Origin of the sequence: Streptococcus infantis (genome assembly GCF_047460875.1) — a bacterium.
GTDB lineage: Bacteria > Bacillota > Bacilli > Lactobacillales > Streptococcaceae > Streptococcus > Streptococcus infantis_AA.
Genome location: NZ_JASHFI010000009.1, coordinates 74,274 through 96,020, shown reverse-complemented (window position 1 = coordinate 96,020; position 21,747 = coordinate 74,274). Strand labels below are relative to the sequence as shown.

The window sequence follows — 21,747 nt, the reverse complement described above, 5'->3', positions numbered from 1 at the left end:
AATTGCACCTTTCAAGCAGATATCATGCAATATCTACTCTTATGCGGTATTAGCTATCGTTTCCAATAGTTATCCCCCGCTACCAGGCAGGTTACCTACGCGTTACTCACCCGTTCGCAACTCATCCGGAGAAGCAAGCTCCTCCTTCAGCGTTCTACTTGCATGTATTAGGCACGCCGCCAGCGTTCGTCCTGAGCCAGGATCAAACTCTCATTAAAAGTTTGAGTTCTCACTCATTTCTGTCACTGACAGATTTATTGTTTTTTTCATTGTTCAGTACTACAACTTCAGTTGTAGTGCCCTGCACATTGGTTCGTCTTGTTCAGTTTTCAAAGGTCTTTGTCACTCAATCTCTCTCAAGTGACAACTATATTAGTATATCACAGTCGCCATCTCTTGTCAACACTTTTTTGAAACTTTTTTTAACTTTTTTCATCCAGTGTTTCATCTGCAATACACTATAGTCCGTACGGGATTCGAACCCGTGTTACCGCCGTGAAAAGGCGGTGTCTTAACCCCTTGACCAACGGACCGGAGTTGTTATTTTCAACTCTTACTATTATACCGACTTTTTCTTACTTGTCAACACCTTTTTGAAACTTTTTTTCACCAGTCTTTGAAGACTAGCTCTAACTCCCTGAGAAGAGATTTGCGACCTTTGTATAGTTGTACTCTAGAAAATAGTATTTTTGTTTTTTTCTACTATAGAATAAATCAAACCGTAAAAAGTGGAAAGATACATTTCATTTCCTATCTTGTCTTTCTTAACTCTATTGTAGAAACTAGCAATAAAAAAGACAAGAATTTCATATTCTCATCTTTTATATAAATTAGCGGAAAAGGTCTACAATAGTATCCCAAACCGTCTGTGCTTTTTCTTTAATCTTAGCATCTGAAATTGCTTTTCCTGCTTCATCAACCAAATTCTGTGCTCGTCCACGAATATCTGCTAATATATCATCCGACTGCGCACTAGTATCATTTGCTGTTTGTTTACGTGTATTTTCTGGCGCAATACCATTTAACTTATAGGCATTTTCTACTGTAAAAGTGCTACCCGGAGTATATGGTAGGATTGTTTCCGCCATACTTCTAAAGATATGAGCAGCTCCATTTGAAGTAGAACCTGCTAAATAGTGATTTTCATCAGTCGTTGGAAAACCGAGCCAGTGGCTAATCACTAAATCAGGGGTATACCCAATAACCCATTGATCACTTGTATATTCTGGGTTGAAGGCCGCTTCTGTCGTTCCTGTTTTCCCAGCCATGACGTAGTCATCTGGGGACGAACTGATCCCTGTACCATTTGTAAAGGTTCCTAGCATCATACTAGTCATCTTATCGGCAACTGACTTGTCAATAACTCGTTTTTGAGTATTTTTATGACTTGCAATCACTTGTCCGCTAGCATTTTCAATTCGGGTGATAAAGTGAGCTTCAGGCATTATCCCTTCATTTGCAAATGCTGCATATGCTTGAGCCATCTGAAGCGGATTGGTTTCCACACCACCACCTAGGGCAACTCCGAGTACTCTGTCGACATTAGTCATATTGAGGCCGAATTTTTCTCCTGCCTCAAAAGCTTTATCGATACCTAGTTCTTTAACGGTTGCTACTGCAGGCAAGTTTAGAGATTCAGCCAAGGCTTGATACATCGGCACTTCTCTAGATGTCTTTATTCCCGCATAGTTGTCTACTTTATAGTCATCATATTGCATAGTATGATTATCTAAGTCTTTATTTAGGGCCCAACCTGCTTCAACCGCCGGTGTATAAACCACTAAAGGTTTAATAGTAGATCCTGGACTTCTTTTTGACTGAGTTGCATAGTTAAAATTACGGAAACCTGTTTTATCATCACCAGCTACACGGCCTACAACTCCTCGTACGCCTCCTGTTTTTGGCTCCAAGGCGACACTGCCTGACTCAGCATGTGTTCCATCTTCGGCTGTTGGAAACAGAGAAGTATTTTCATAAATGACCTGCATATTAGCCTGGTAATTCTGATCTAGTTCTGTATAAATTCGATAGCCATTGTTCACAATTTCTTCTTCTGTTAAGTTATACTTTTCAGCCGCTTCATTGACAACCGCGTCAAAATAAGACGGGTATCGGTAATCTGATATTTTCCCCTCATAAGTATCCTGCAACCTAGAAGCCATATCAACACTAGCTGATGTTGCCTCAGTATCCTTATCAATAAATCCAGCTGCAACCATGTTTTGCAAAACAGTATCCCTACGATTAGTGGAATCTTCAAGCGAATTTAAAGGGTTGTATAATTCCGGTCCTTTAAGCATTCCCGCTAGAGTAGCCGCTTCATCAAGAGTTAATTGTGAAGCTGAAACCCCAAAATACTTTTTACTTGCATCCTCAACACCCCAAACTCCATTACCAAAGTAGGCGTTGTTCAAATACATGGTTAGAATTTCTTTTTTACTGTATTTTTTGGTTAGTTCCAAAGCAAGGAAGAATTCTTTTGCCTTTCTCTGCACAGTTTGATCTTGAGATAAATAGGCATTTTTTGCCAACTGCTGAGTAATGGTAGAACCTCCACCCGATCTCCCTGCCGTCAATATTGCCATGAAGAAACGAGCATAGTTAATACCATCATTTTTATAAAAGCTTCGATCCTCAGTTGCGATGACTGCATTTTGTAAATCTTCGCTAATATCAGCAAGCTCAACATAGGTTCCCTTTTGCCCCGATAAGGCCCCTGCTTCATTCTCCTCTCTGTCAAAGATGACAGTTCGTGTTTTTAAAGCATTTTGCAAATCTGTAACATTTGTTGATTTAGCCAAGGCAAATAGATAGACCCCAACGAATAAACTGGCACTAAGTCCTAGGATAAGGACGATTTTCGTCAGATGGTAGCGACGCCAAAATTTGCGAATTGATCCGACTTGTCCTGCTTTCTTTCGGTCTCCTCTTGACCGTCGCAAGTTACTCGTCGCTCTTTCTTCTTTATAAGTGTCATCATTTTTTGCTTCTGGAGTTTCATTCTCCTCTTTCTTAAACAAAGAAAGGAATTTTTCAAATAGATTATCTAATTTCATGCGTTTATTTTATCATCTTCCCCTTAGGAAGACAAGAATTTAGCTAGTTTCTCTGTCCAAATAGGTTATTTTTTGTTACAATATCTGTATGAAATTTACCTTTATTATTCCGGATTCTTTGCCTGAAATGACCGTCAAATTTTTCCTAGAGGAGCAACTACTCATTCCGAGAAAAATCCGTCATTTCCTGAGGACTAAAAAGAATATTCTCATCAACAAAGAACAAGTTCACTGGCATCAAATCATTAAGCCTGGCGATGAATGTCAGTTAACTTTTGATTCTGATGACTATCCTAGTAAGGAAATCCCTTGGGGAGACCCAAATCTTGTCCAAGAAGTCTACCAAGACCAACATTTAATCGTTGTCAACAAGCCTGAGGGGATGAAAACTCACGGGAATCAACCTGATGAGATTGCCCTCCTCAATCACGTGACAGCTTACACAGGGCAAACCTGTTATGTGGTTCATAGACTAGACATGGAAACAAGTGGTTTAGTGCTTTTTGCTAAGAATCCCTTCATCCTCCCCATTCTCAATCGTTTATTGGAAAAAAAAGAAATCTCTCGAGAGTACTGGGCACTAGTGGCTGGTAAGGTCGGAAGAAAAGAACTTGTTTTCCGTGATAAAATTGGTCGTGATCGCCATGATCGTCGAAAACGTCTTGTTGATCCTAAAAATGGTCAGTATGCCGAAACCCATGTGACTCGATTAAAAGAGTTCAAAGATAGTACTTCATTGGTTCGTTGTCAGCTAAAAACCGGACGGACGCATCAAATTCGGGTCCATCTTTCCCACCACAATCACCCCATTCTCGGCGACCCCCTCTACAATCCAAATTCAAAAACAAGTAGACTCATGCTCCACGCCTATAAACTTTCCTTCACACATCCGCTTACTCTAGAGAAATTAAGCTTCACTGTCCTCTCAGATACTTTTGAAAAAGAATTAAAAAAGAATGGATGATTGCGTCATCCATTTTTCCATATAAGAAAAGCAAGACCTGTTGGCCTTGCTTTTCTATCAACTCAAGAATTATTTAGCGATTTTAGCGAAGTATTCAAGAGTACGTACAAGTTGTGCAGTGTATGACATTTCGTTGTCGTACCATGAAACAACTTTAACCAATTGTTTACCGTCAACGTCAAGAACTTTAGTTTGAGTTGCGTCAAACAATGATCCGTAAGACATACCTACGATATCTGAAGATACGATTGGATCTTCTGTGTAACCGTATGATTCGTTTGAAGCTGCTTTCATAGCTGCGTTCACTTCATCAACAGTAACGTTCTTTTCAAGAACAGCAACCAATTCAGTAACTGATCCAGTTGGAGTTGGAACGCGTTGTGCAGATCCGTCAAGTTTACCGTTCAATTCTGGGATTACAAGACCGATAGCTTTAGCAGCACCAGTTGAGTTAGGAACGATGTTTGCTGCACCAGCGCGAGCACGACGAAGGTCACCACCACGGTGTGGTCCGTCAAGGATCATTTGGTCACCAGTGTAAGCGTGGATAGTAGTCATCAATCCTTCTACAACACCAAAGTTGTCTTGAAGAGCTTTAGCCATTGGAGCCAAGCAGTTTGTAGTACATGAAGCACCTGAGATAACTGTTTCAGTACCATCAAGAACATCGTGGTTAGTGTTGAATACAACTGTTTTAACGTCGTTTCCACCAGGAGCAGTAATAACAACTTTCTTAGCTCCACCTGGGTGCAAGTGTTTTTCAGCAGCTGCTTTCTTAGCAAAGAAACCAGTAGCTTCAAGAACGATTTCTACACCGTCGTTAGCCCAGTCGATTTGTTCTGGATCACGTTCAGCAGAAACACGGATGAATTTACCGTTAACTTCAAATCCACCTTCTCTAACTTCCACAGTTCCGTCGAAACGACCTTGAGTTGTGTCATATTTCAACAAGTGTGCAAGCATAACTGGATCTGTAAGGTCGTTGATGCGAGTAACTTCAACACCTTCTACGTTTTGGATACGGCGGAAAGCAAGACGACCGATACGTCCGAAACCGTTAATACCAACTTTAACTACCATTAGTGATTTCCTCCTTATGAAAATCATGAAAATTTTATTGTGAAAAGAGTAACTTGAATCACTACAAATCACCTTTCAACAAACCTATTATATAACTATTTGAGTTTAATTGCAAGCGCTGGCCTTGTTTTTCTGATAAGCTTTGGTAATATTTTCATTTCTTTACTTAGCCTTGCATCTGACTCTCATCCTTGCAGTTTTTTATGAAAATACACTCTCTAACCATAAAAAACCGAGGTTCCCCTCGGTTTTGGCTGATAATCAATTATTTACGGCGTCCTGGTCTTTCTTTGTAACCATAGTAAGCATCTTCGATGATTTCTTGCATATGGTCAACCATTGGAAGACGTGGGTTTGCAGGTGAACATTGGTCTTCATAAGCAAGGAAGGCCAATTCACGTGAATGTTCTTTCCATTCTTTTTCGTCAACACCTTGTGCTTTGAAGTTCATTTCGATACCTACGCGCTCACCGAGTTCGTAAACAGCTTTTGCAAAAGATTCAACCCCTTCTTCTGGTGTAGAAGCTGGAAGTCCAAGCATACGAGCGATATCTTGATATTTCTCATCTGCACGGTAGTAGTTGTACTTAGGCCATGTAGCTGTCTTAGCTGGGCGAGTACCGTTGTAACGGATAACATATGGAAGCAAGATTGCATTTGTACGTCCGTGAACTGTGTGGAATTGCGCACCAATCTTGTGAGCCATTGAGTGAGAAATACCTAGGAAGGCATTCGCAAAGGCCATACCAGCGATTGTTGAAGCGTTATGCATTTTCTCACGTGAGTGGAAGTCTGCATTCTTAACTGAGCTTTCAAGGTTTTCGAATACAAGTTTGATAGCTTGAAGAGCAAGACCATCAGTGTAGTCGCTAGCCATTTGTGATACGTAAGCTTCAGTCGCGTGAGTCAATACGTCCATACCAGTATCAGCAGCAACAAATCCAGGAACTGTCAATACCAAAGCAGGGTCTACGATTGCCACAGTCGGTGTCAATGAGTAGTCAGCGATTGGGTATTTACGGTTGTTTGCTTTATCAGAGATAACGGCAAATGGAGTTACTTCAGATCCTGTACCAGATGTAGTTGGGATCGCGATGAATTTAGTCTTCTTACCAAGTAATGGGAATTTGAAGGCACGTTTACGGATATCCATGAATTTTTGTACAAGGTCACGGAAGTCCACTTCTGGTTGCTCGTAGAAGAGCCACATTACTTTAGCAGCGTCCATTGGCGATCCACCACCAAGAGCGATGATTGTATCTGGTTTGAAGGCACGCATAATCTCAGTACCACGTTCAACCGTAGTGATATCTGGATCTGGTTCTACATCTGCAAAGATTTGGTAAACAACCTTATTGCGACGAAGGTCAAGTTGTTCGATGATACGATCAAGGAAGCCAAGCTCTACCATAGCGTGGTCAGTAACGATCATGACACGCTCAACGTCACGACATTTTTGAAGGTATTGAATTGAATCACGTTCAAAGTATGTTTTTGAAGGAAGTTTCATCCATTGCATGTTATTTCTCCGTCTTCCGACTTTTTTGATGTTCAAGAGGTTGATGGCGCTAACGTTATCCCCAACTGAGTTACGTCCGTAAGAACCACATCCGAGTGTCAATGATGGCAAGAAGGCATTATAAACGTCCCCGATACCACCGAAAGTAGAAGGTGAGTTACAGATAACACGAATAGCTTTAACAGCTTTACCAAATTCTTTAGTCAATTCTTCATCAGCTGTATGGATGGCTGCTGAGTGCCCAAGACCGTTAAATTCAACCATTTGACGAGCTTTGGCAATACCATCTTCACGGCTTTCAGATTTCAAAACTGCGATAACTGGTGACAATTTTTCACGAGTCAATGGCTCGTTTTCACCAACTTCTTTACATTCTGCAGCAAGAATGTTTGTTCCTTCTGGAACAGTAAATCCTGCTTGTTCTGCAATCCAAGTTGCTGGTTTACCAACGATGTCAGCGTTCAATTTTGCACCAGCACAGTTTTTGCTGTTTGCTTTCACTCCGAAGCAGAACTCTTCAAGAAGAGCTTTTTCTTTTTTGTTTACAAAGTAAGTGTGATAAGATTTGAACTCTGCTACAAATTCATCGTAAATTTCTTTATCAATGATAACCGCTTGTTCAGATGCACAGACCATACCATTGTCAAATGATTTAGACATTACGATATCGTGAGCAGCTTGGCGGATGTTAGCTGATTTTTCAACATAAGCTGGAACGTTTCCGGCACCTACCCCAAGAGCTGGTTTACCACATGAATATGCAGCTTTAACCATGGCATTACCACCTGTTGCAAGGATTGTTGCAACACCTTCGTGGTTCATCAATGCGCTAGTTGCTTCCATAGATGGTTCAGTAATCCACTGTACACAGTTTTCAGGAGCACCTGCTTTAATTGCTGCATCACGAACGATTTGAGCCGCGTGAGCTGATGATTCTTGAGCTGATGGGTGGAATGCAAAGACAATAGGATTACGAGTCTTCAATGAAATCAACGCTTTAAAGATTGCTGTTGAAGTTGGGTTAGTTGTTGGAGTGATACCACAAACAACACCAACTGGTTCAGCGATAAGAGTCAATCCTGTCACATCGTCTTCTTCAATAACTCCAACTGTTTTAGTGTGGCGCATGTTGTTTACTACGTGCTCACAAGCAAATAGGTTTTTAGTTGCTTTATCTTCAAATACTCCACGTCCTGTTTCTTCAAAGGCATGTAAAGCCAATTCTCCGTGAGCATCAAGTGCTGCAACTGAAGCTTTTGCTACGATATAATCGACTTGATCTTGGTCGAGTTTACGCATTTCTTCAAGGGCAACTAAAGCTTTTTGCACCAAACCATCGACATGCTTTTCAGCAGCGAGTTTCTTTTCTTCTGGTGTTACAGTTTTTTTATCAGCCATATTTTCCTCCATAGCTTTCAAGGATTGTAAGTCCTTTGTTAATTTTTTCACAAGTTTATTATAACTCTTTTTTTAAAATTTGTAAACAGTTTCATGAGCATTTCACAAACTTTTTTTGTTTGTTTGTGAAAATGATGTCAAACACCCTTTTGCAGATGCTTTTGAGCCACTAGTTTGTGAATGTTTTTAAAAAAGTTTTATTTTTCACAAACTTAATTGTAAAGAGAGGTTGGAAATGTCCTTCGCTTCCATGTAAGCGTTTTCTTATACTCTAAAAGAAGACCTCCTTCTAGGAGGAGGTTACTGTGCTTGTTGGAACAAACCTTGCTTGAAGTCTCCCTCATAAACTACTTCTTGTTCAGTAGTCAATTTTCCTTTTCCCTCAGCTTGGCCATTTACAAAATCACCCTCATATACCCAGCCTGCTTTGGCTTGGTAGGTGCCTTTACCATTGAAGGCTCCGTTACTGAATTCTCCAGTATATCTATCACCGTTTGCAAAGGTAACAGTTCCCTGACCATTCATCTTACCACGAACTAGGCTTCCATCGTAAACAATGGTATCCCCATCCAGTTTGAGAACTCCTTGCTTGGGAAGATTTGTCAGAAATACTAAACCTGCGCAGACAACAATGACGATTACTGTCGCAATTTCTAGTCTAGAGCGTGTCAAATAGACACTGTATTTTTCATAGAGTTTCTTTATATTTTCCATTTTCACTCTCATTTTCTAAGCGACTTAACCAAGCTCGACAACCAGTTGAAATCCGATCGTAAGTTTCTTCAAAATCACCTGTATACCATGGGTCTGGAATGCTTTCAGATGCAAACGCTTGGATCTTATCTTGTTGATCTTGCGGGCACATCTGATATAAGTCAGCAATGTTAGACTCATCCATACCAATGATATAGTCAAAATACTCAAAGTCATTTTTAGAAATTTGTTGGGAAGTTTTCGAAGTATCATAAGGAACGCCATGGCTTCGAAAGATTTCTTGTGTCCCTTTGTGGATCGGATTGCCATGTTCCCAGGAAGAAGTCGCTCGGCTTTGAACCTCATACTTATCGGTCAAGGATTTCATCACAAATTCCGCCATAGGACTGCGACAAATATTACCAAGACAGACAAAAGCAATTTTTTTCATTACTCTTCCTCTCACTTATAGAAAAACGGGAATGAGATCCACCCCGTTTTATTCTTCAATAGCACTGCCGTCTTCGATAACTGCTCCTTCAGGTGTCACAGCTTCTTTGACTGGCAAAACAGTTCGAATTGCTGCTAGTTCGAAGGTTAGGTATACGCCATCAACATCAAGAACAATTGTTCTATTTTCTGTGTCTACTTCATCGACTGTACCGTAGAGACCACCAATAGTGATTACTTCGTAGCCTTTTTGAAGCTTATTGAGGCTCTCCATACGTTTTTCCGCTTGTTTCTTTTGAGAACGTTGCATGAAGAACATCAAGCCCAACATCAAGACAAGCATAATCAAAAATGTTAAATTCCCACCCATTATTTTTACTCCTTTGTAATTCAGATAAAACTACTATAACAAATTTTAAGTGTTTTTACAAGATTAGGCCATGCTTTTATATCAAGAAAGAGGCTGGGACAAAAATTCCCAACCTCGATTTTTTAGCAATATGCCTCTAAATTATTTCAAGTTATTCACAAGTTCTACAAGGTTTTCAACTGTAAAGCCAAACTCTGCTAAAACTTTTGGTGCTGGGGCAGAAGCTCCAAAGGTATCAATACCAAGAACTGCTCCATCAAGACCAACGTATTTGTACCAGTTTTGAGTCGCTCCCATTTCGACTGCTACACGACGGCGGACAGCATTTGGTAAGATTTCTTCTTTGTATGCTGCATCTTGCGCATCAAAGACATCTGTAGATGGCATGCTAACCACGCGCACCTTGTCACCTTGACTTGCCAATTCTTTAGCAGCTGCAACAGCCAGATTAACCTCTGAACCTGTTGCAATCAAAATAGTGTCAAAGTCTGTAGCATTTTCATAGACAACATAAGCACCTTTCGCAACCTTATCAAAGTCTGTTCCTTCCTCAACAGTCAAGTTTTGACGAGTCAAGACGAGGGCAGTTGGTGTTTTCTCACTATTCACTGCAAGGTACCAAGCTGCTTGAGTTTCACGCGCATCAGCAGGACGGAAAACATTGAGGTTTGGAATCGCACGAAGACCTGCCAAGTGCTCAATTGGTTCATGAGTTGGTCCGTCTTCACCAACTGCGATTGAATCGTGTGTGAAGACATAAGTTACAGGAAGACCTTGTAAGGCTGACAAACGAACTGCTGCTTTAAGGTAGTCTGAGAATACGAAGAAAGTTCCTCCGTAAACACGAAGTCCACCGTGAAGAGCCATTCCGTTCAAGACTGTACCCATTGCAAATTCACGAACACCAAATTGGATGTTACGATTTAAGCGATTTGCATCATCTTGAAGTTCGTCAGTTTTGATGTAAGTCATATTTGAATGAGCGAGGTCAGCTGATCCGCCAAGGAAGGTTGGCAATTTAGCAGCCACTACATTCAAAGCATCCTGACTTGAGTTACGAGTTGCTTGAGAGAAGCCATTTTCTAAAGCTGGGAAGTCTTCTGGAGTTACCTCAACTGGATCGCGTCCTTCGATAATTGCTTCCACTTCTGCAGCAAGTTCTGGATGAGCTTCTTTGTAATCTGCGACTAGTTTTGTCCATGCTTCATATGCTGATGCACCTCGGTCCGCAACATTTTCTTTGAAATCAGCATAAACTTCTGCTGGGATTTCGAATGGTTCGTAGTCCCAACCAAGAGCTTGACGAGTTGCAGCAGTTTCGTCTGCACCAAGAGGAGCACCGTGTACGGCATTAGTTCCTTGTTTGTTTGGCGAACCATAACCAATAACAGTTTTTACTTCAATCAAAGATGGTTTCCCTGAAGCCTTAGCTTCTTCAATAGCTGCTTGAATAGCTTCTAAGTCTGTCCCATCTTCTACCAAGGCTGTATGCCAACCATAAGCATTGTAACGATCGCGGACACTTTCTGTGAAAGAATCTTTTGTCTCACCATCCAAGTTGATATCATTTGAATCATAGAGAACAACCAATTTGTCAAGTTTCTGCAAACCTGCGTATGAAGCTGCTTCACTTGATACACCTTCCATCAAGTCACCATCTCCACAGATAACATATGTGTAGTGATCAAAGATATTATAACCTTGCCGGTTATACTTGGCTGCAAGGAAACGTTCTGCTTGTGCAAAACCTGTCGCAGTCGCAATCCCTTGTCCTAGAGGGCCTGTTGTTGCATCAACCCCTGCTGTATGACCGAATTCTGGGTGACCTGGAGTTTTAGAGCCCCATTGACGGAAGTTCTTCACTTCATCCATGCTCACATCTTCAAAACCAGAAAGGTGAAGAAGGGCATAAAGAAGCATTGATCCGTGACCAGCTGAAAGAATGAAACGGTCGCGGTTAATCCAGTTTGGTTGGGCTGGATTGATACGAAGTTCTTTAGTGAATAGGCTGTATGCCATCGGTGCAGCTCCCATAACCACCCCTGGGTGACCTGAGTTGGCTTTATTGATAGCGTCAATACCTAGAAAACGAATCGCATTAACAGATAGATTTGACATAGAATTTCCTTTCTCTTTGAGGTGATAAGTTTATCACATATCCTATTCTACTATTATATGAAAAAACAGATAGAATAGCAATAAAACAATTTACTATAAAATGACTCAGCCGACTAGGCTAATTTCTAGTCGCTTGATAGTACAGCATTAATTTTTCAAAAATTTTATCTAATTCATCTAAAAACTTGCCTAGAATTTGTTCGTCTGTCACTGGAACATCTGCCTTTACTAAAACTTTGCGGACTTCCTGATGGGCGATTTTTTCTCTTAAAACTTGGCGATTTTCCTCAGTAGCCCCCATCTTTTGACTTTCTCCATTTGAGTAGACTAGATAGTAAATCCCTTCTACCACTGGAACTTCTAAAACCTTGGCTTGTTTGTCTAATGTTCGCTCATCCTTCTTACGTTCAATAAAACTCACTTCTAGTGAAACTCCAAAATCAGAAGGGCTTCCATACAAACGAAGGGCCAACATAGGTTCTGTCACTCTTCCCTCACGCTGCAAATAGGCCCAGAAATGAGGTCGCAAACGTTGGGCTTGATTCATCCACTGACTCGATCTTTGCAGTATCCATTCTGGATGCCTTGCTTGAAAAGCCTTTGCCAGTTCTGTAAAAGCTTTCCTAGCTTCCTGTCCCTTACTCCTCAAATAAAGCATTTTCTCTGCATCTTGTCCTGCCTTCTCTGGTTTTTGATACTGCAAACCAGAGAAAGCTAGATAGTCTCTCATTGTATTCAACATAGGATTAACCTCCCTTAGCTAGCAAAAAATCAGGGAAGCCCTGATTCTCTATTTTATTCTGTATCAACAACGACATAGCGATTTGGTTCATCGCCTTCTGAATAACTAGTGACACCTTCCATACGTGAGATGATACGATGGATAATTTTACGTTCGCTGCTAGACATTGGATCTGTCACCTGACTACGACCATCTTCTAGGACACGTGTAGCTAATTTTTGTGCATAGCTCTGCAAAACTTCCGCACGGTGCTCTACATAGTCATTAACATTGATGGTAATATAGAAGGTTCTTGAATAGCGATTATAGAGATAATTCTGTGCTAAGAGTTGGAGAGATTTCAAGACCTTCCCGTGGTAACCGATAATACGACCTGGTTCATTAGTATCAATTTGCATATTGATAGAACGGCGATTTGAAGTGCTTGAGATTGCTCCCTCAACATCCATATCATCAATAATACCTTGAACATAGTTAGTCACTTCTTCAACAACCTGGTCAATATCGTAGGTCGGCTCAATCTTCAAACCTAGATTTTCTAAATCATCATTCTGTTCTTGTTCTACTACTTCCTGCTCTTTAGGCTCTTCTGGAAGCAAATCTTTTAGAATAGCAATATGACCTGTCTCTTGGAGAATCGTGCTCGCTTCTTTTTCATTTTTCAGAATTTCAGCCTTAACCTCATCAGAGATGCCTTGCCCTTCTTCCTCGATTTTCTTAATGGCTTCAACAACATGCCCTAAGTCTACGGTTGCTTCACTAACAGTCTTAACGGGTTCGTTCTTGGCATTAACTTCCTTAGGAACCCCCTTGACTGCTTGCTGATTCGCCTTAACGACAGTTGTCTCACTAATAGCTTCGATATCCACTTGCGCTGGTTTCTTCCCAAAAAGGCCAAAGAATCCTTTTTTCTCCCTTGATACGACCTTAATATGCGCCTTCATTCTAGGAATTCCCATTTCATTCAATCCCGTCTGGATCGCTTCTTCAACCGTTGAACCTGTAAATAATACCATTACAAGATTCCTCCTTACTTTTACTTTTTCTTTTTCTGTGCTTTCTTCAGAGCTTTTCTCTTCTTACCTTCTAAATCCTTCTGAGCCTGTACTCCCGCCTCACGCTCTGCAATAATCTTAAATGGATTGTTGAGCAGATAGGTTTGTAGCACTTGATAAGCATTGGATACCGCCCAGTATAAGGCAACCCCACTTGGTGAATACATGGCAAAGAAGAAAATCATGACTGGCATTGCATACATCATTCCTGTCATGGCTCCATTTTTCTCAACCATGGCCTTATTGGATAACCAAGTACTAAGGAAAGTAAAGATAGCTGCCAAAATTGGCAAAACAAAAGTCGTATCTACACCACCAAGGTTAATCCATAAGAAATGACCTGTTTTTAGAAATTCTACTCTACTCAAAGCTTGGAACAAGGCCAACAAGACTGGCATCTGGATTAAGATTGGCCACAGAGAAGCTGACTGTTTGACGCCATGCTGCTTAAACAACTGACGCATTTCTTGGTCTAACTTGGTACGACTCTCCATATCACGTCCCGGATAACGTTCTCGCAACTCCCTAACCAGTGGTTGTACTTCTTGCATCTTTCTAGATGCCACCATTTGTATTTGAAAAACTGGTAGAAGAATCGTTCTAATCAGAAGGGTAAATAATATAATCCCCAGACCAATACTTGTATCAAATGATAAAAAGCGAATGGTTTCAGCAAAAAAATAAACAAATTTACTCCAAAAATCTGTTGATTCCGCTGTAATCTCACTCGGCGTACCACTAGCTGTGCAGGCGCTCATCACAAACAAAGCAAGCACCATGAAGCTAGTCAACTGTAATTTCTTTTTCACTCCCATTTCCTTCCTGGTAAATCTTTGATAACTTTAATACGTGAAGTAGATTTTTTTCCATTTCCGCGTAGTCCAAGATTTCAACACCTTTTCGAGCAATCACAACAAAATCTACGTTTTCAACCAGCTGATTTTTATGTTCAATCAGAATATGTCGAATTCTTCTTTTGATCTGATTTCTCATGACAGCGTTTCCCAATTTTTTGCTGACAGACAGACCAACTCGAAAATGCTGTTCATTATTTTCTAATCGATAAATAACAAATTTACGATTAGCAAAACTCTTCCCTTCTTTAAATATTGCATTAAAATCTTTCTCTTTTTTTACACGAAAGCGTTTTTTCAAAATTCAACTCCATCTATTAAAACTACTACTATTATACCATAATTTTTCAAAAAGCCAATAATAGCAAGGTTTTAGCCTATGTTTAGCTAATGAAAAGACTTATTTTCACTCTAAAATCATCATCTTTTTTCAAAAATTTCTCAAATTTGGGCATACAAGTCTGCTTATTTCTGATCAGAAAAAACAAAAGTCACCCTTTGGAGTGACTTTTGTAGGAGATTATTATGAAAAAGTTAGGATTTCTATTAAATAAAGTTAGGAGGTCTTTATTTAATGATTATAGTATACCTGTCTATCCTTAAACTCAACTTAAACAGATTCAATTTCCTTTTAATTTTTAAAACTATGGATTGGAGCTGGAATTTGCCCTCCACGAGCAATGAAGTCAACAGACGAGGCACCGTTAACTTTCATGACCGGAGCCGTTCCTAGAAGGCCACCAAATTCAATCATATCGCCTTCTTTTCCTTTTGGAATAATACGTACAGCAGTTGTTTTCATATTGATGACTCCGATAGCAGCTTCATCCGCAATCATCGCCGCAATTGTTTCTGCAGGTGTATCCTCAGGAATGGCAATCATATCCAAACCAACTGAACAGATAGCCGTCATAGCTTCTAGTTTTTCCAAATTAAGGGAGCCATTTTGCACAGCAGCAATCATCCCCTCGTCCTCAGAAACTGGGATAAAGGCACCAGACAAACCACCAACTTGGTTGCAAGCCATAACTCCACCTTTTTTAACTTGGTCGTTTAAGAGAGCCAAGGCAGCAGTCGTTCCATGAGTTCCAACTGTTTCCAGTCCCATCTCTTCAAGGACACGGGCTACAGAATCACCCACTGCTGGAGTTGGAGCCAAACTCAGATCGACAATTCCAAAATCAACTCCAAGTCGCTCACTAGCCATTTGACCGACTAATTGACCAATGCGGGTAATCTTGAAGGCTGTCTTTTTAACAGTTTCAGCAACAACATCAAAGCTCTGACCACGAACCTTTTCCAAGGCACGTTTAACAACACCAGGACCAGAAACCCCGACATTGATGATGACATCTGCTTCACCTACACCATGAAAAGCGCCTGCCATAAAAGGATTGTCCTCTACCGCGTTGGCAAATACAACCAGCTTAGCTGCACCCATATCAGACAGAGAAGCAGTTTCCTTGATAATGCGCCCCATATCCGCTACTGCAGTCATATTGATACCCGATTTGGTAGAACCGATATTGACTGACGAGCAGACCTTGTCCGTTTCTGCCAAAGCACGAGGAATCGAATTGATGAGAATCTCATCACCTTTTTGGTAACCCTTTTGTACCAAGGCAGAAAAACCACCAATAAAGTCTACCCCAATTTTTTTTGCAGCTCTGTCCAAAGCTTTGGCTAATAGGACATAGTCCTTTGCATCTGTAGCAGCACCGATCAAGGAAATTGGAGTAACTGATACCCGTTTATTTACAATGGGAATGCCCAACTCCGCAGCGATTTCATCCCCAATAGCCACTAAATTAGCAGCTTTTGTAGTAATCTTTTCATATATTTTATCCGCAGCACGATTGATATCTGGATCAATACAGTCTAAGAGAGAGATACCCATAGTAATGGTTCTGATATCGAAGTTTTGCTCCTCAATCATAGCGATTGTTTCGGTAACTTGTCTAATATCCATGCTTCCTCCTAGATATTGTACATAGCATCAAAAATAGCTGCACTTTGAATATTAATTTTGACATTCAAAGTCTGTCCAAAAGTTTCAAATTCACTTCTAAGATAAGTGAAATCTTGTTTTTCATCACTGGTAACAACTGCCATCATGGTAAAATACTCATCTAAAACTGTTTGTGAAATATCATCGATATTTAAACCTAACTCTGCAATTTTCGATGCGACACCCGCAACAATACCAGACTTATCTTTACCTACAACTGTAATTATAGCCTTCATGATTAAACTCCGTTTCCAATAAATCACGATATCCATTCCAAACAAAAATAGGCTGAAAAAGGGCCAGAGAAACTAAATCACCTAAAGCGAACAACTATACAAGGTGAAACTATTAGAGAATCTTATCCTAGGTAAGTTTTTTTATTGTCAACTCACTAGCTTAGAATTTGAGAGTGACAAAACACTAGTCTCATAAGTTCTTTATAGAATATTTTTGAAAAAATGAACATTGTTGATTTTCTTTTTCAATAGTATAGCATATTTCTTAATAAAATACTCAAAAACGCCTGCTTACGAAATTGTTCTTAAGTGAAAAACAATTTCGTAAACAAGCGTCTACCTTACCATCTTATGATGAGTGTTCCCGCTAGGACATAAGTCCTAGCGGTAGACCAGAGCTAGACTAAGAGCACAAGACTCCATCATCATAACACTCAACAAAATTGATGATTTTATACTAATTCGATGATCGCCATTGGCGCTGCATCACCACGACGTGGTTCAGTCTTAAGGATACGAGTGTATCCACCGTTACGCTCAGCATAACGAGGTGCGATTTCTGAGAACAATTTTTGAAGTGCTGTAGTAGAAGTGTACTTATCAGTTGCTTCATCATAGTTTTCAGATGCGATTTCATTACGTACAAAAGCAGCTGCTTGACGACGTGCATGCAAATCACCACGTTTACCTAGAGTAATCATTTTTTCAACAGTTTTACGGATTTCTTTAGCACGAGCTTCAGTTGTCACGATTGATTCGTTGATCAAAAGGTCAGTTGTCAAATCGCGAAGCATTGCTTTACGTTGTGAGCTAGTGCGTCCTAGTTTACGGTAAGCCATTTATTCCTCCTTTATTTATCTTTTAATCCAAGACCCAAATCAATGAGTTTGACTTTCACTTCTTCCAAACTCTTGCGTCCAAGATTTCTTACTTTCATCATCTCTGCTTCAGATTTTTCTGTCAAATCATGCACAGTGTTGATACCGGCACGTTTCAAACAGTTGTATGAACGCACAGACAAGTCAAGTTCCTCAATCGTACGTTCCAAGATACGGTCGTCCGATTCAGTATCAGCTTCTTTCATCACTTCTGCTGACTTAGCAATCTCTGTAAGATTTGTAAACAAATCAAGGTGCTCGGTCAAGATACGTGCTGAAAGCCCTAAAGCATCTTCTGGAATAATTGTTCCATTAGTCAAGATTTCAAGGGTTAATTTGTCGAAACCATCATTGCTACCTACACGAGCAGGTTCAACTTGATAGTTGACTTTTGTAACTGGTGTATAAATAGAATCTACAGCAAGTGTTCCAACTGGTGCATTATCTTTTTTATTTTCATCAGCAGGTACATATCCACGACCACTGTTAACAGTCATTGTCGCTCTTAGAGAAGAACCTTCACCGATTGTAAAGAGATAATGATCTGGATTTACAATTTCAATGTCGCTATCTGTCAAGATATCTCCAGCTGTAATTTCAGCAGGACCTTGCACATCTAGTTCAATGATCTTTTCGTCTTTAACATAAGATTTTACTGCAATACCTTTGATGTTCAGAATGATTTGCATCACGTCTTCGCGAACACCCGGAACTGTATCAAATTCATGCAATACACCTTCGATATTGATAGATGTTACAGCCGCCCCCGGAAGAGAAGCTAGAAGTACACGACGAAGAGAGTTACCAAGTGTTGTACCGTAACCACGTTCAAGCGGTTCGATTACAAACTTGCCATAATCTTTATTTTCATCAATTTTTGTTATATTTGGTTTTTCAAACTCGATCATTTAGTTACTCCCTCTTAAACGAAAAGCAGTGTAAGGTTATGATTATACACGGCGACGTTTTGGAGGACGAGCACCATTGTGTGGCACTGGAGTCACATCACGAATTGCTGTTACTTCAAGACCAGCGGCAGCAAGAGCACGAATAGCTGACTCACGACCAGAACCTGGACCTTTAACAGTAACTTCAACTGACTTAAGACCGTGTTCTTGTGCAGATTTAGCAGCAGCTTCAGAAGCCATTTGAGCAGCAAATGGTGTAGATTTACGAGAACCTTTGAAACCAAGAGCACCAGCTGATGACCAAGCAATTGCATTACCATGCACATCAGTAATCATAACAATAGTGTTATTAAATGTAGCGTGAATATGAGCAATACCAGATTCGATATTCTTTTTCACACGACGTTTACGTGTTGGTTTAGCCAAGACTTTTACCTCCTATATTATTTTTTCTTACCAGCAATCGCAACAGCTTTACCTTTACGAGTGCGAGCGTTGTTTTTAGTGTTTTGTCCACGGACAGGAAGTCCACGACGGTGACGGATACCACGGTATGAACCGATTTCCATCAAACGTTTGATGTTCAAGTTAACTTCACGACGAAGGTCACCTTCAACTTTAATTGCATCCACTTCACGACGGATAGCATCTTCTTGATCTGGTGTAAGATCGCGAACACGTACATCTTCTGAAATTCCAGCAGCTGCCAAGATTTTCTTAGATGTTGGAAGTCCGATACCGTACACATAAGTCAATGAAATTACTACGCGTTTGTCATTTGGAATGTCAACTCCAGCAATACGAGCCATGTTTTCTCCTTTCTATCTTATCCTTGACGTTGTTTGTGTTTTGGATTTGCTGGGCAAATTACCATAACACGACCATTACGACGAATTACTTTACAGTATTCGCAAATTGGTTTGACCGATGGTCTTACTTTCATTTCTTATCCCTCCAAGTTTTTCGATTATTTAAAGCGGTAAGTGATACGTCCACGTGTCAAGTCATATGGACTCATTTCGACAGTAACACGATCTCCCGCTAAAATACGAATATAGTTTTTACGAATTTTACCAGAAACTGTTGCTAAAATCTGATGTCCATTTTCAAGTTCAACCGTAAACATTGCATTCGGCATAGTATCAACTACTTTACCTTCAACTTCAATCACATCGTCTTTTGCCACGCAAAAGTACCTCCATAAATTTCGATTTGATGCCTCTAGACACAGAGACAACAATTATAAGTCAGACTAACTCAGTATAACATTTGTAGAGACATTTTGCAAGCATGAAAAACGCTTTTATTTCAATTTTGTCAATACTTTTTCGATATCTGCAAATACATCATTGATATCTTGATTACCTTCGATATCATGTACCAAACCTTTAGCGCGATAGTGAGCAATAATCGGTTCACCTTGGGCAATATTGACATCCAAACGACGTTTTACTGTCTCTGGTTTATCATCTTCACGCTGATAGTAGTCTTCTTCTTTGTAATCAACTGGTGGGTTGAAAACTTTGTGGAAAGTTTCGCCAGTTTCACGGTGAATGATACGACCACTCAAACGTTCGAGTAGGCATGATGGATCTACTTCAATATTGATTACACCCTCAAGTTCAAGACCAAGGTCTACCAAAATTTGATCCAAAGCGTGGGCTTGTTCAATGGTGCGAGGGAAACCGTCTAAGAGGAATCCTTTTTCCTTAATGTCATCTTGAGCCAAACGTTCCTTAACGATTCCGTTTGTGACTTCATCTGGCACCAGCTCACCCTTATCAATGTAAGACTTGGCTAGAACACCCATTTCAGTTTGGTTAGCCATCGCTGCACGGAACATATCCCCTGTTGAGATATGAGCCACATGAAATTGTTCCACAATTCTAGCTGCTTGTGTTCCCTTACCTGCACCAGGCAATCCCATAATCAAAAGATTCATGATTCAAACTCCTTTTTTGTTTTTAAATAGAAGCAAAAATTCATTTCAACTCCTATTTAAGAACAAAATAGAAGAGAGGAGTAAAAAATCTGACAAGGTCTTTGATTTTTACACTCCACTCTCTGAGCAATAGTGAATTTTATTTTCTATTACAATTATTCTGTTGTATTCATGAAACCAACATATTTACGTTTCAATAGATAACCTTCCAATTGTTTGATTCCTTCAATACCTGTTGAGATAATGATCAAAAGACTTGTTCCCCCAAAAGCAACGACTTCTGAAAGACCGAATAAATCCTTAGCTACAATAGGTAAAATAGAAATAACACCAAGGAAGAGTGATCCGACTGTGGCAAGACGACGAAGAAGTTTTGACATATACTCTTCTGTCCCTTTACCAGGACGGACACCGTGGATATAAGCTCCGCTCTTTTGCAAATTTTCTGCTGCCTTCTCAGGATTAATCTGTACAAATGTATAGAAGAATGTAAAGAGAATAATCAGCAAAGCATATAGAGCAATACCTGTTGGCGCTGTTGTCGACAACAACTCCTGAGCTGTACGAACCCATGCCCAATCCAGTCCAGATGCACTAACAAATTGCAAAATTGCTGCCGGTGCTGCTGTAATAGAGCTAGCAAAGATAACTGGGATAACCCCAGCAGGGTTAATCTTCAATGGAAGATAGGAGCTTGACGGAGCACCTTGAGCTACTTTGGTATACTGAATTGGAATCTTATATTCTGCTTGTTGCACATATGTTGTGAAATAGATAATCAACAAGACAGCTACGATTAAAATTCCTACAAAAATGAGAGATGAGTTCAAGCGGTCACTTGGTACGTTGACAAAATAGTCTACATAGATACCCTTGATCATATCAGGAATTGAAGCAACAATCCCTGCAAAGATGATCATAGAAACACCATTCCCATATCCCTTATCAGTAATCTGTTCACCCAACCAAGTAACAATCATACTACCTGCTGTTAGGATCCCTCCAATCACAAGGAAAACTTGTGGTGTTAGAGGAACAGTCAAGAGTTTAGCTCCAGATAAAGCATTAAAACCAGCGGTAATTCCGATAGATTGCACGAATGCAAGAACAAGGGCAATATAACGAGTTGCTTGATTCAATTTTCTACGACCAACTTCCCCTTGTTTGCCCCACTCCACAAACTTTGGTAATAAATCCATTTGTAAGAGCTGGACAACGATAGAAGCGGTAATGTATGGACTAACACCAAGTGCAAAAACTGAGAAGTTTTTCATGGCATTACCAGACACCAAGCTCAACATATTTAGAAAAGATAGACCACTCAAAGCATTCAAGCTGTTGGCATTGACCCATGGAACTGTAATACTAGTCCCGATACGGAAGACCAAAACGATAAAAATTGTAAAAAGAATTTTTGATCGAACTTGCTTGACCTTGAGAGCTTCTCTCAATAATTTAAAAAACATAGGTCACCTC

21 protein-coding genes, 1 tRNA gene, 1 rRNA gene and 1 pseudogene are annotated in these 21,747 nt (G+C 40.1%); 1 reads left to right on the top strand and 23 read right to left on the bottom strand.

Features of this window, described 5'->3' with window-relative positions; genetic code table 11:
* From QM887_RS07175 to pbp2a, 3 genes are all read right to left on the bottom strand, one after another.
* Positions 1-218 (bottom strand): 16S ribosomal RNA (locus QM887_RS07175); the annotation flags it as partial.
* A 243-nt stretch (positions 219-461) separates the two neighbouring features.
* Positions 462-533: transfer RNA gene (locus QM887_RS07170), tRNA-Glu, on the bottom strand.
* A gap of 297 nt (positions 534-830) precedes the next feature.
* Entirely contained in the window at positions 831-3,056 is a 2,226-nt protein-coding gene (gene pbp2a, locus QM887_RS07165) for a penicillin-binding protein PBP2A (RefSeq protein ID WP_414271124.1), read from the bottom strand.
* 88 nt (positions 3,057-3,144) lie between these two features.
* Between pbp2a and QM887_RS07160 the strand changes: the two genes are divergently transcribed.
* A complete protein-coding gene (locus QM887_RS07160; RefSeq protein ID WP_414271123.1) occupies positions 3,145-4,020 on the top strand; it encodes an RluA family pseudouridine synthase in 876 nt (291 codons plus the stop codon).
* Between the two features lie 69 nt (positions 4,021-4,089).
* On the opposite strand, the gene gap is transcribed toward QM887_RS07160, so the two are convergent.
* The 20 genes and pseudogenes from gap to secY form a co-directional block, all read right to left on the bottom strand.
* Positions 4,090-5,100, bottom strand: coding sequence for a type I glyceraldehyde-3-phosphate dehydrogenase (gene gap / locus QM887_RS07155; RefSeq protein WP_049492462.1), 1,011 nt, complete (start codon positions 5,098-5,100; stop codon positions 4,090-4,092).
* A gap of 265 nt (positions 5,101-5,365) precedes the next feature.
* On the bottom strand, positions 5,366-8,017 hold the full coding sequence (gene adhE, locus QM887_RS07150; protein ID WP_414271126.1) for a bifunctional acetaldehyde-CoA/alcohol dehydrogenase: 2,652 nt from the start codon (positions 8,015-8,017) through the stop codon (positions 5,366-5,368).
* Between the two features lie 300 nt (positions 8,018-8,317).
* On the bottom strand, positions 8,318-8,731 hold the full coding sequence (locus tag QM887_RS07145; protein WP_414271122.1) for a hypothetical protein: 414 nt from the start codon (positions 8,729-8,731) through the stop codon (positions 8,318-8,320).
* Positions 8,706-9,161, bottom strand: a complete 456-nt coding sequence (locus QM887_RS07140; RefSeq protein ID WP_414271121.1) for a low molecular weight protein-tyrosine-phosphatase — start codon at positions 9,159-9,161, stop codon at positions 8,706-8,708. The genes QM887_RS07145 and QM887_RS07140 overlap by 26 nt, the downstream gene beginning before the upstream one ends.
* A gap of 48 nt (positions 9,162-9,209) precedes the next feature.
* A complete protein-coding gene (gene yajC, locus QM887_RS07135; protein ID WP_075230544.1) occupies positions 9,210-9,530 on the bottom strand; it encodes a preprotein translocase subunit YajC in 321 nt (106 codons plus the stop codon).
* A 141-nt stretch (positions 9,531-9,671) separates the two neighbouring features.
* A complete protein-coding gene (gene tkt / locus QM887_RS07130) occupies positions 9,672-11,648 on the bottom strand; it encodes a transketolase (RefSeq protein ID WP_414271120.1) in 1,977 nt (658 codons plus the stop codon).
* 118 nt (positions 11,649-11,766) lie between these two features.
* A complete protein-coding gene (locus QM887_RS07125) occupies positions 11,767-12,390 on the bottom strand; it encodes an HI_0552 family protein (protein WP_414271119.1) in 624 nt (207 codons plus the stop codon).
* 53 nt (positions 12,391-12,443) lie between these two features.
* The gene (jag, locus tag QM887_RS07120; RefSeq protein ID WP_414271118.1) at positions 12,444-13,406 is read right to left on the bottom strand and encodes an RNA-binding cell elongation regulator Jag/EloR; all 963 of its coding nucleotides are present in this window, start codon (positions 13,404-13,406) and stop codon (positions 12,444-12,446) included.
* Positions 13,378-14,254 (bottom strand): annotated as a pseudogene (locus QM887_RS07115) (YidC/Oxa1 family membrane protein insertase). The gene jag and the pseudogene QM887_RS07115 overlap by 29 nt, the downstream one beginning before the upstream one ends.
* Entirely contained in the window at positions 14,229-14,600 is a 372-nt protein-coding gene (rnpA, locus tag QM887_RS07110) for a ribonuclease P protein component (protein ID WP_414271117.1), read from the bottom strand. The pseudogene QM887_RS07115 and the gene rnpA overlap by 26 nt, the downstream one beginning before the upstream one ends.
* A 330-nt stretch (positions 14,601-14,930) precedes the next feature.
* Positions 14,931-16,268, bottom strand: coding sequence for a PFL family protein (locus QM887_RS07105; RefSeq protein ID WP_414271116.1), 1,338 nt, complete (start codon positions 16,266-16,268; stop codon positions 14,931-14,933).
* 8 nt (positions 16,269-16,276) lie between these two features.
* On the bottom strand, positions 16,277-16,543 hold the full coding sequence (locus tag QM887_RS07100; protein WP_414271115.1) for an ACT domain-containing protein: 267 nt from the start codon (positions 16,541-16,543) through the stop codon (positions 16,277-16,279).
* A gap of 452 nt (positions 16,544-16,995) precedes the next feature.
* Positions 16,996-17,382, bottom strand: a complete 387-nt coding sequence (gene rplQ, locus QM887_RS07095) for a 50S ribosomal protein L17 (protein WP_000331493.1) — start codon at positions 17,380-17,382, stop codon at positions 16,996-16,998.
* Positions 17,383-17,393: 11 nt separating this feature from the next.
* A complete protein-coding gene (locus tag QM887_RS07090) occupies positions 17,394-18,329 on the bottom strand; it encodes a DNA-directed RNA polymerase subunit alpha (RefSeq protein ID WP_070458878.1) in 936 nt (311 codons plus the stop codon).
* Between the two features lie 42 nt (positions 18,330-18,371).
* Positions 18,372-18,755 (bottom strand): 30S ribosomal protein S11, encoded by a 384-nt coding sequence (rpsK, locus tag QM887_RS07085; RefSeq protein WP_001118385.1) that lies wholly within the window; start codon positions 18,753-18,755, stop codon positions 18,372-18,374.
* A gap of 17 nt (positions 18,756-18,772) precedes the next feature.
* Positions 18,773-19,138 carry a 30S ribosomal protein S13 gene (rpsM, locus tag QM887_RS07080; protein ID WP_000090783.1) on the bottom strand — a complete coding sequence of 122 codons (366 nt, stop codon included), beginning with the start codon at positions 19,136-19,138 and terminating at the stop codon, positions 18,773-18,775.
* A 17-nt stretch (positions 19,139-19,155) separates the two neighbouring features.
* On the bottom strand, positions 19,156-19,272 hold the full coding sequence (gene rpmJ / locus QM887_RS07075; protein ID WP_001808836.1) for a 50S ribosomal protein L36: 117 nt from the start codon (positions 19,270-19,272) through the stop codon (positions 19,156-19,158).
* A 24-nt stretch (positions 19,273-19,296) separates the two neighbouring features.
* Complete coding sequence (infA, locus tag QM887_RS07070) at positions 19,297-19,515, bottom strand: translation initiation factor IF-1 (protein ID WP_001029883.1); 219 nt, start codon at positions 19,513-19,515, stop codon at positions 19,297-19,299.
* A 117-nt stretch (positions 19,516-19,632) separates the two neighbouring features.
* Positions 19,633-20,271 (bottom strand): adenylate kinase, encoded by a 639-nt coding sequence (locus QM887_RS07065; RefSeq protein ID WP_049510050.1) that lies wholly within the window; start codon positions 20,269-20,271, stop codon positions 19,633-19,635.
* Between the two features lie 155 nt (positions 20,272-20,426).
* The gene (gene secY, locus QM887_RS07060) at positions 20,427-21,737 is read right to left on the bottom strand and encodes a preprotein translocase subunit SecY (protein ID WP_414271114.1); all 1,311 of its coding nucleotides are present in this window, start codon (positions 21,735-21,737) and stop codon (positions 20,427-20,429) included.
* Positions 21,738-21,747 lie beyond the last annotated feature (10 nt).

Bases quoted from the DNA above. Each gene is read 5' to 3' on its own strand.
- QM887_RS07100 (WP_414271115.1), bottom strand. From the start codon at position 16,543: ATGAAGGCTATAATTACAGTTGTAGGTAAAGATAAGTCTGGTATTGTT.
- adhE (WP_414271126.1), bottom strand. From the start codon at position 8,017: ATGGCTGATAAAAAAACTGTAACACCAGAAGAAAAGAAACTCGCTGCT.
- rplQ (WP_000331493.1), bottom strand. From the start codon at position 17,382: ATGGCTTACCGTAAACTAGGACGCACTAGCTCACAACGTAAAGCAATG.
- rpmJ (WP_001808836.1), bottom strand. From the start codon at position 19,272: ATGAAAGTAAGACCATCGGTCAAACCAATTTGCGAATACTGTAAAGTA.
- pbp2a (WP_414271124.1), bottom strand. From the start codon at position 3,056: ATGAAATTAGATAATCTATTTGAAAAATTCCTTTCTTTGTTTAAGAAA.
- QM887_RS07090 (WP_070458878.1), bottom strand. From the start codon at position 18,329: ATGATCGAGTTTGAAAAACCAAATATAACAAAAATTGATGAAAATAAA.
- QM887_RS07125 (WP_414271119.1), bottom strand. From the start codon at position 12,390: ATGTTGAATACAATGAGAGACTATCTAGCTTTCTCTGGTTTGCAGTAT.
- QM887_RS07160 (WP_414271123.1), top strand. From the start codon at position 3,145: ATGAAATTTACCTTTATTATTCCGGATTCTTTGCCTGAAATGACCGTC.
- QM887_RS07065 (WP_049510050.1), bottom strand. From the start codon at position 20,271: ATGAATCTTTTGATTATGGGATTGCCTGGTGCAGGTAAGGGAACACAA.
- rpsM (WP_000090783.1), bottom strand. From the start codon at position 19,138: ATGGCTCGTATTGCTGGAGTTGACATTCCAAATGACAAACGCGTAGTA.
- QM887_RS07105 (WP_414271116.1), bottom strand. From the start codon at position 16,268: ATGGATATTAGACAAGTTACCGAAACAATCGCTATGATTGAGGAGCAA.
- tkt (WP_414271120.1), bottom strand. From the start codon at position 11,648: ATGTCAAATCTATCTGTTAATGCGATTCGTTTTCTAGGTATTGACGCT.
- gap (WP_049492462.1), bottom strand. From the start codon at position 5,100: ATGGTAGTTAAAGTTGGTATTAACGGTTTCGGACGTATCGGTCGTCTT.
- QM887_RS07140 (WP_414271121.1), bottom strand. From the start codon at position 9,161: ATGAAAAAAATTGCTTTTGTCTGTCTTGGTAATATTTGTCGCAGTCCT.
- yajC (WP_075230544.1), bottom strand. From the start codon at position 9,530: ATGGGTGGGAATTTAACATTTTTGATTATGCTTGTCTTGATGTTGGGC.
- secY (WP_414271114.1), bottom strand. From the start codon at position 21,737: ATGTTTTTTAAATTATTGAGAGAAGCTCTCAAGGTCAAGCAAGTTCGA.
- QM887_RS07145 (WP_414271122.1), bottom strand. From the start codon at position 8,731: ATGGAAAATATAAAGAAACTCTATGAAAAATACAGTGTCTATTTGACA.
- jag (WP_414271118.1), bottom strand. From the start codon at position 13,406: ATGGTATTATTTACAGGTTCAACGGTTGAAGAAGCGATCCAGACGGGA.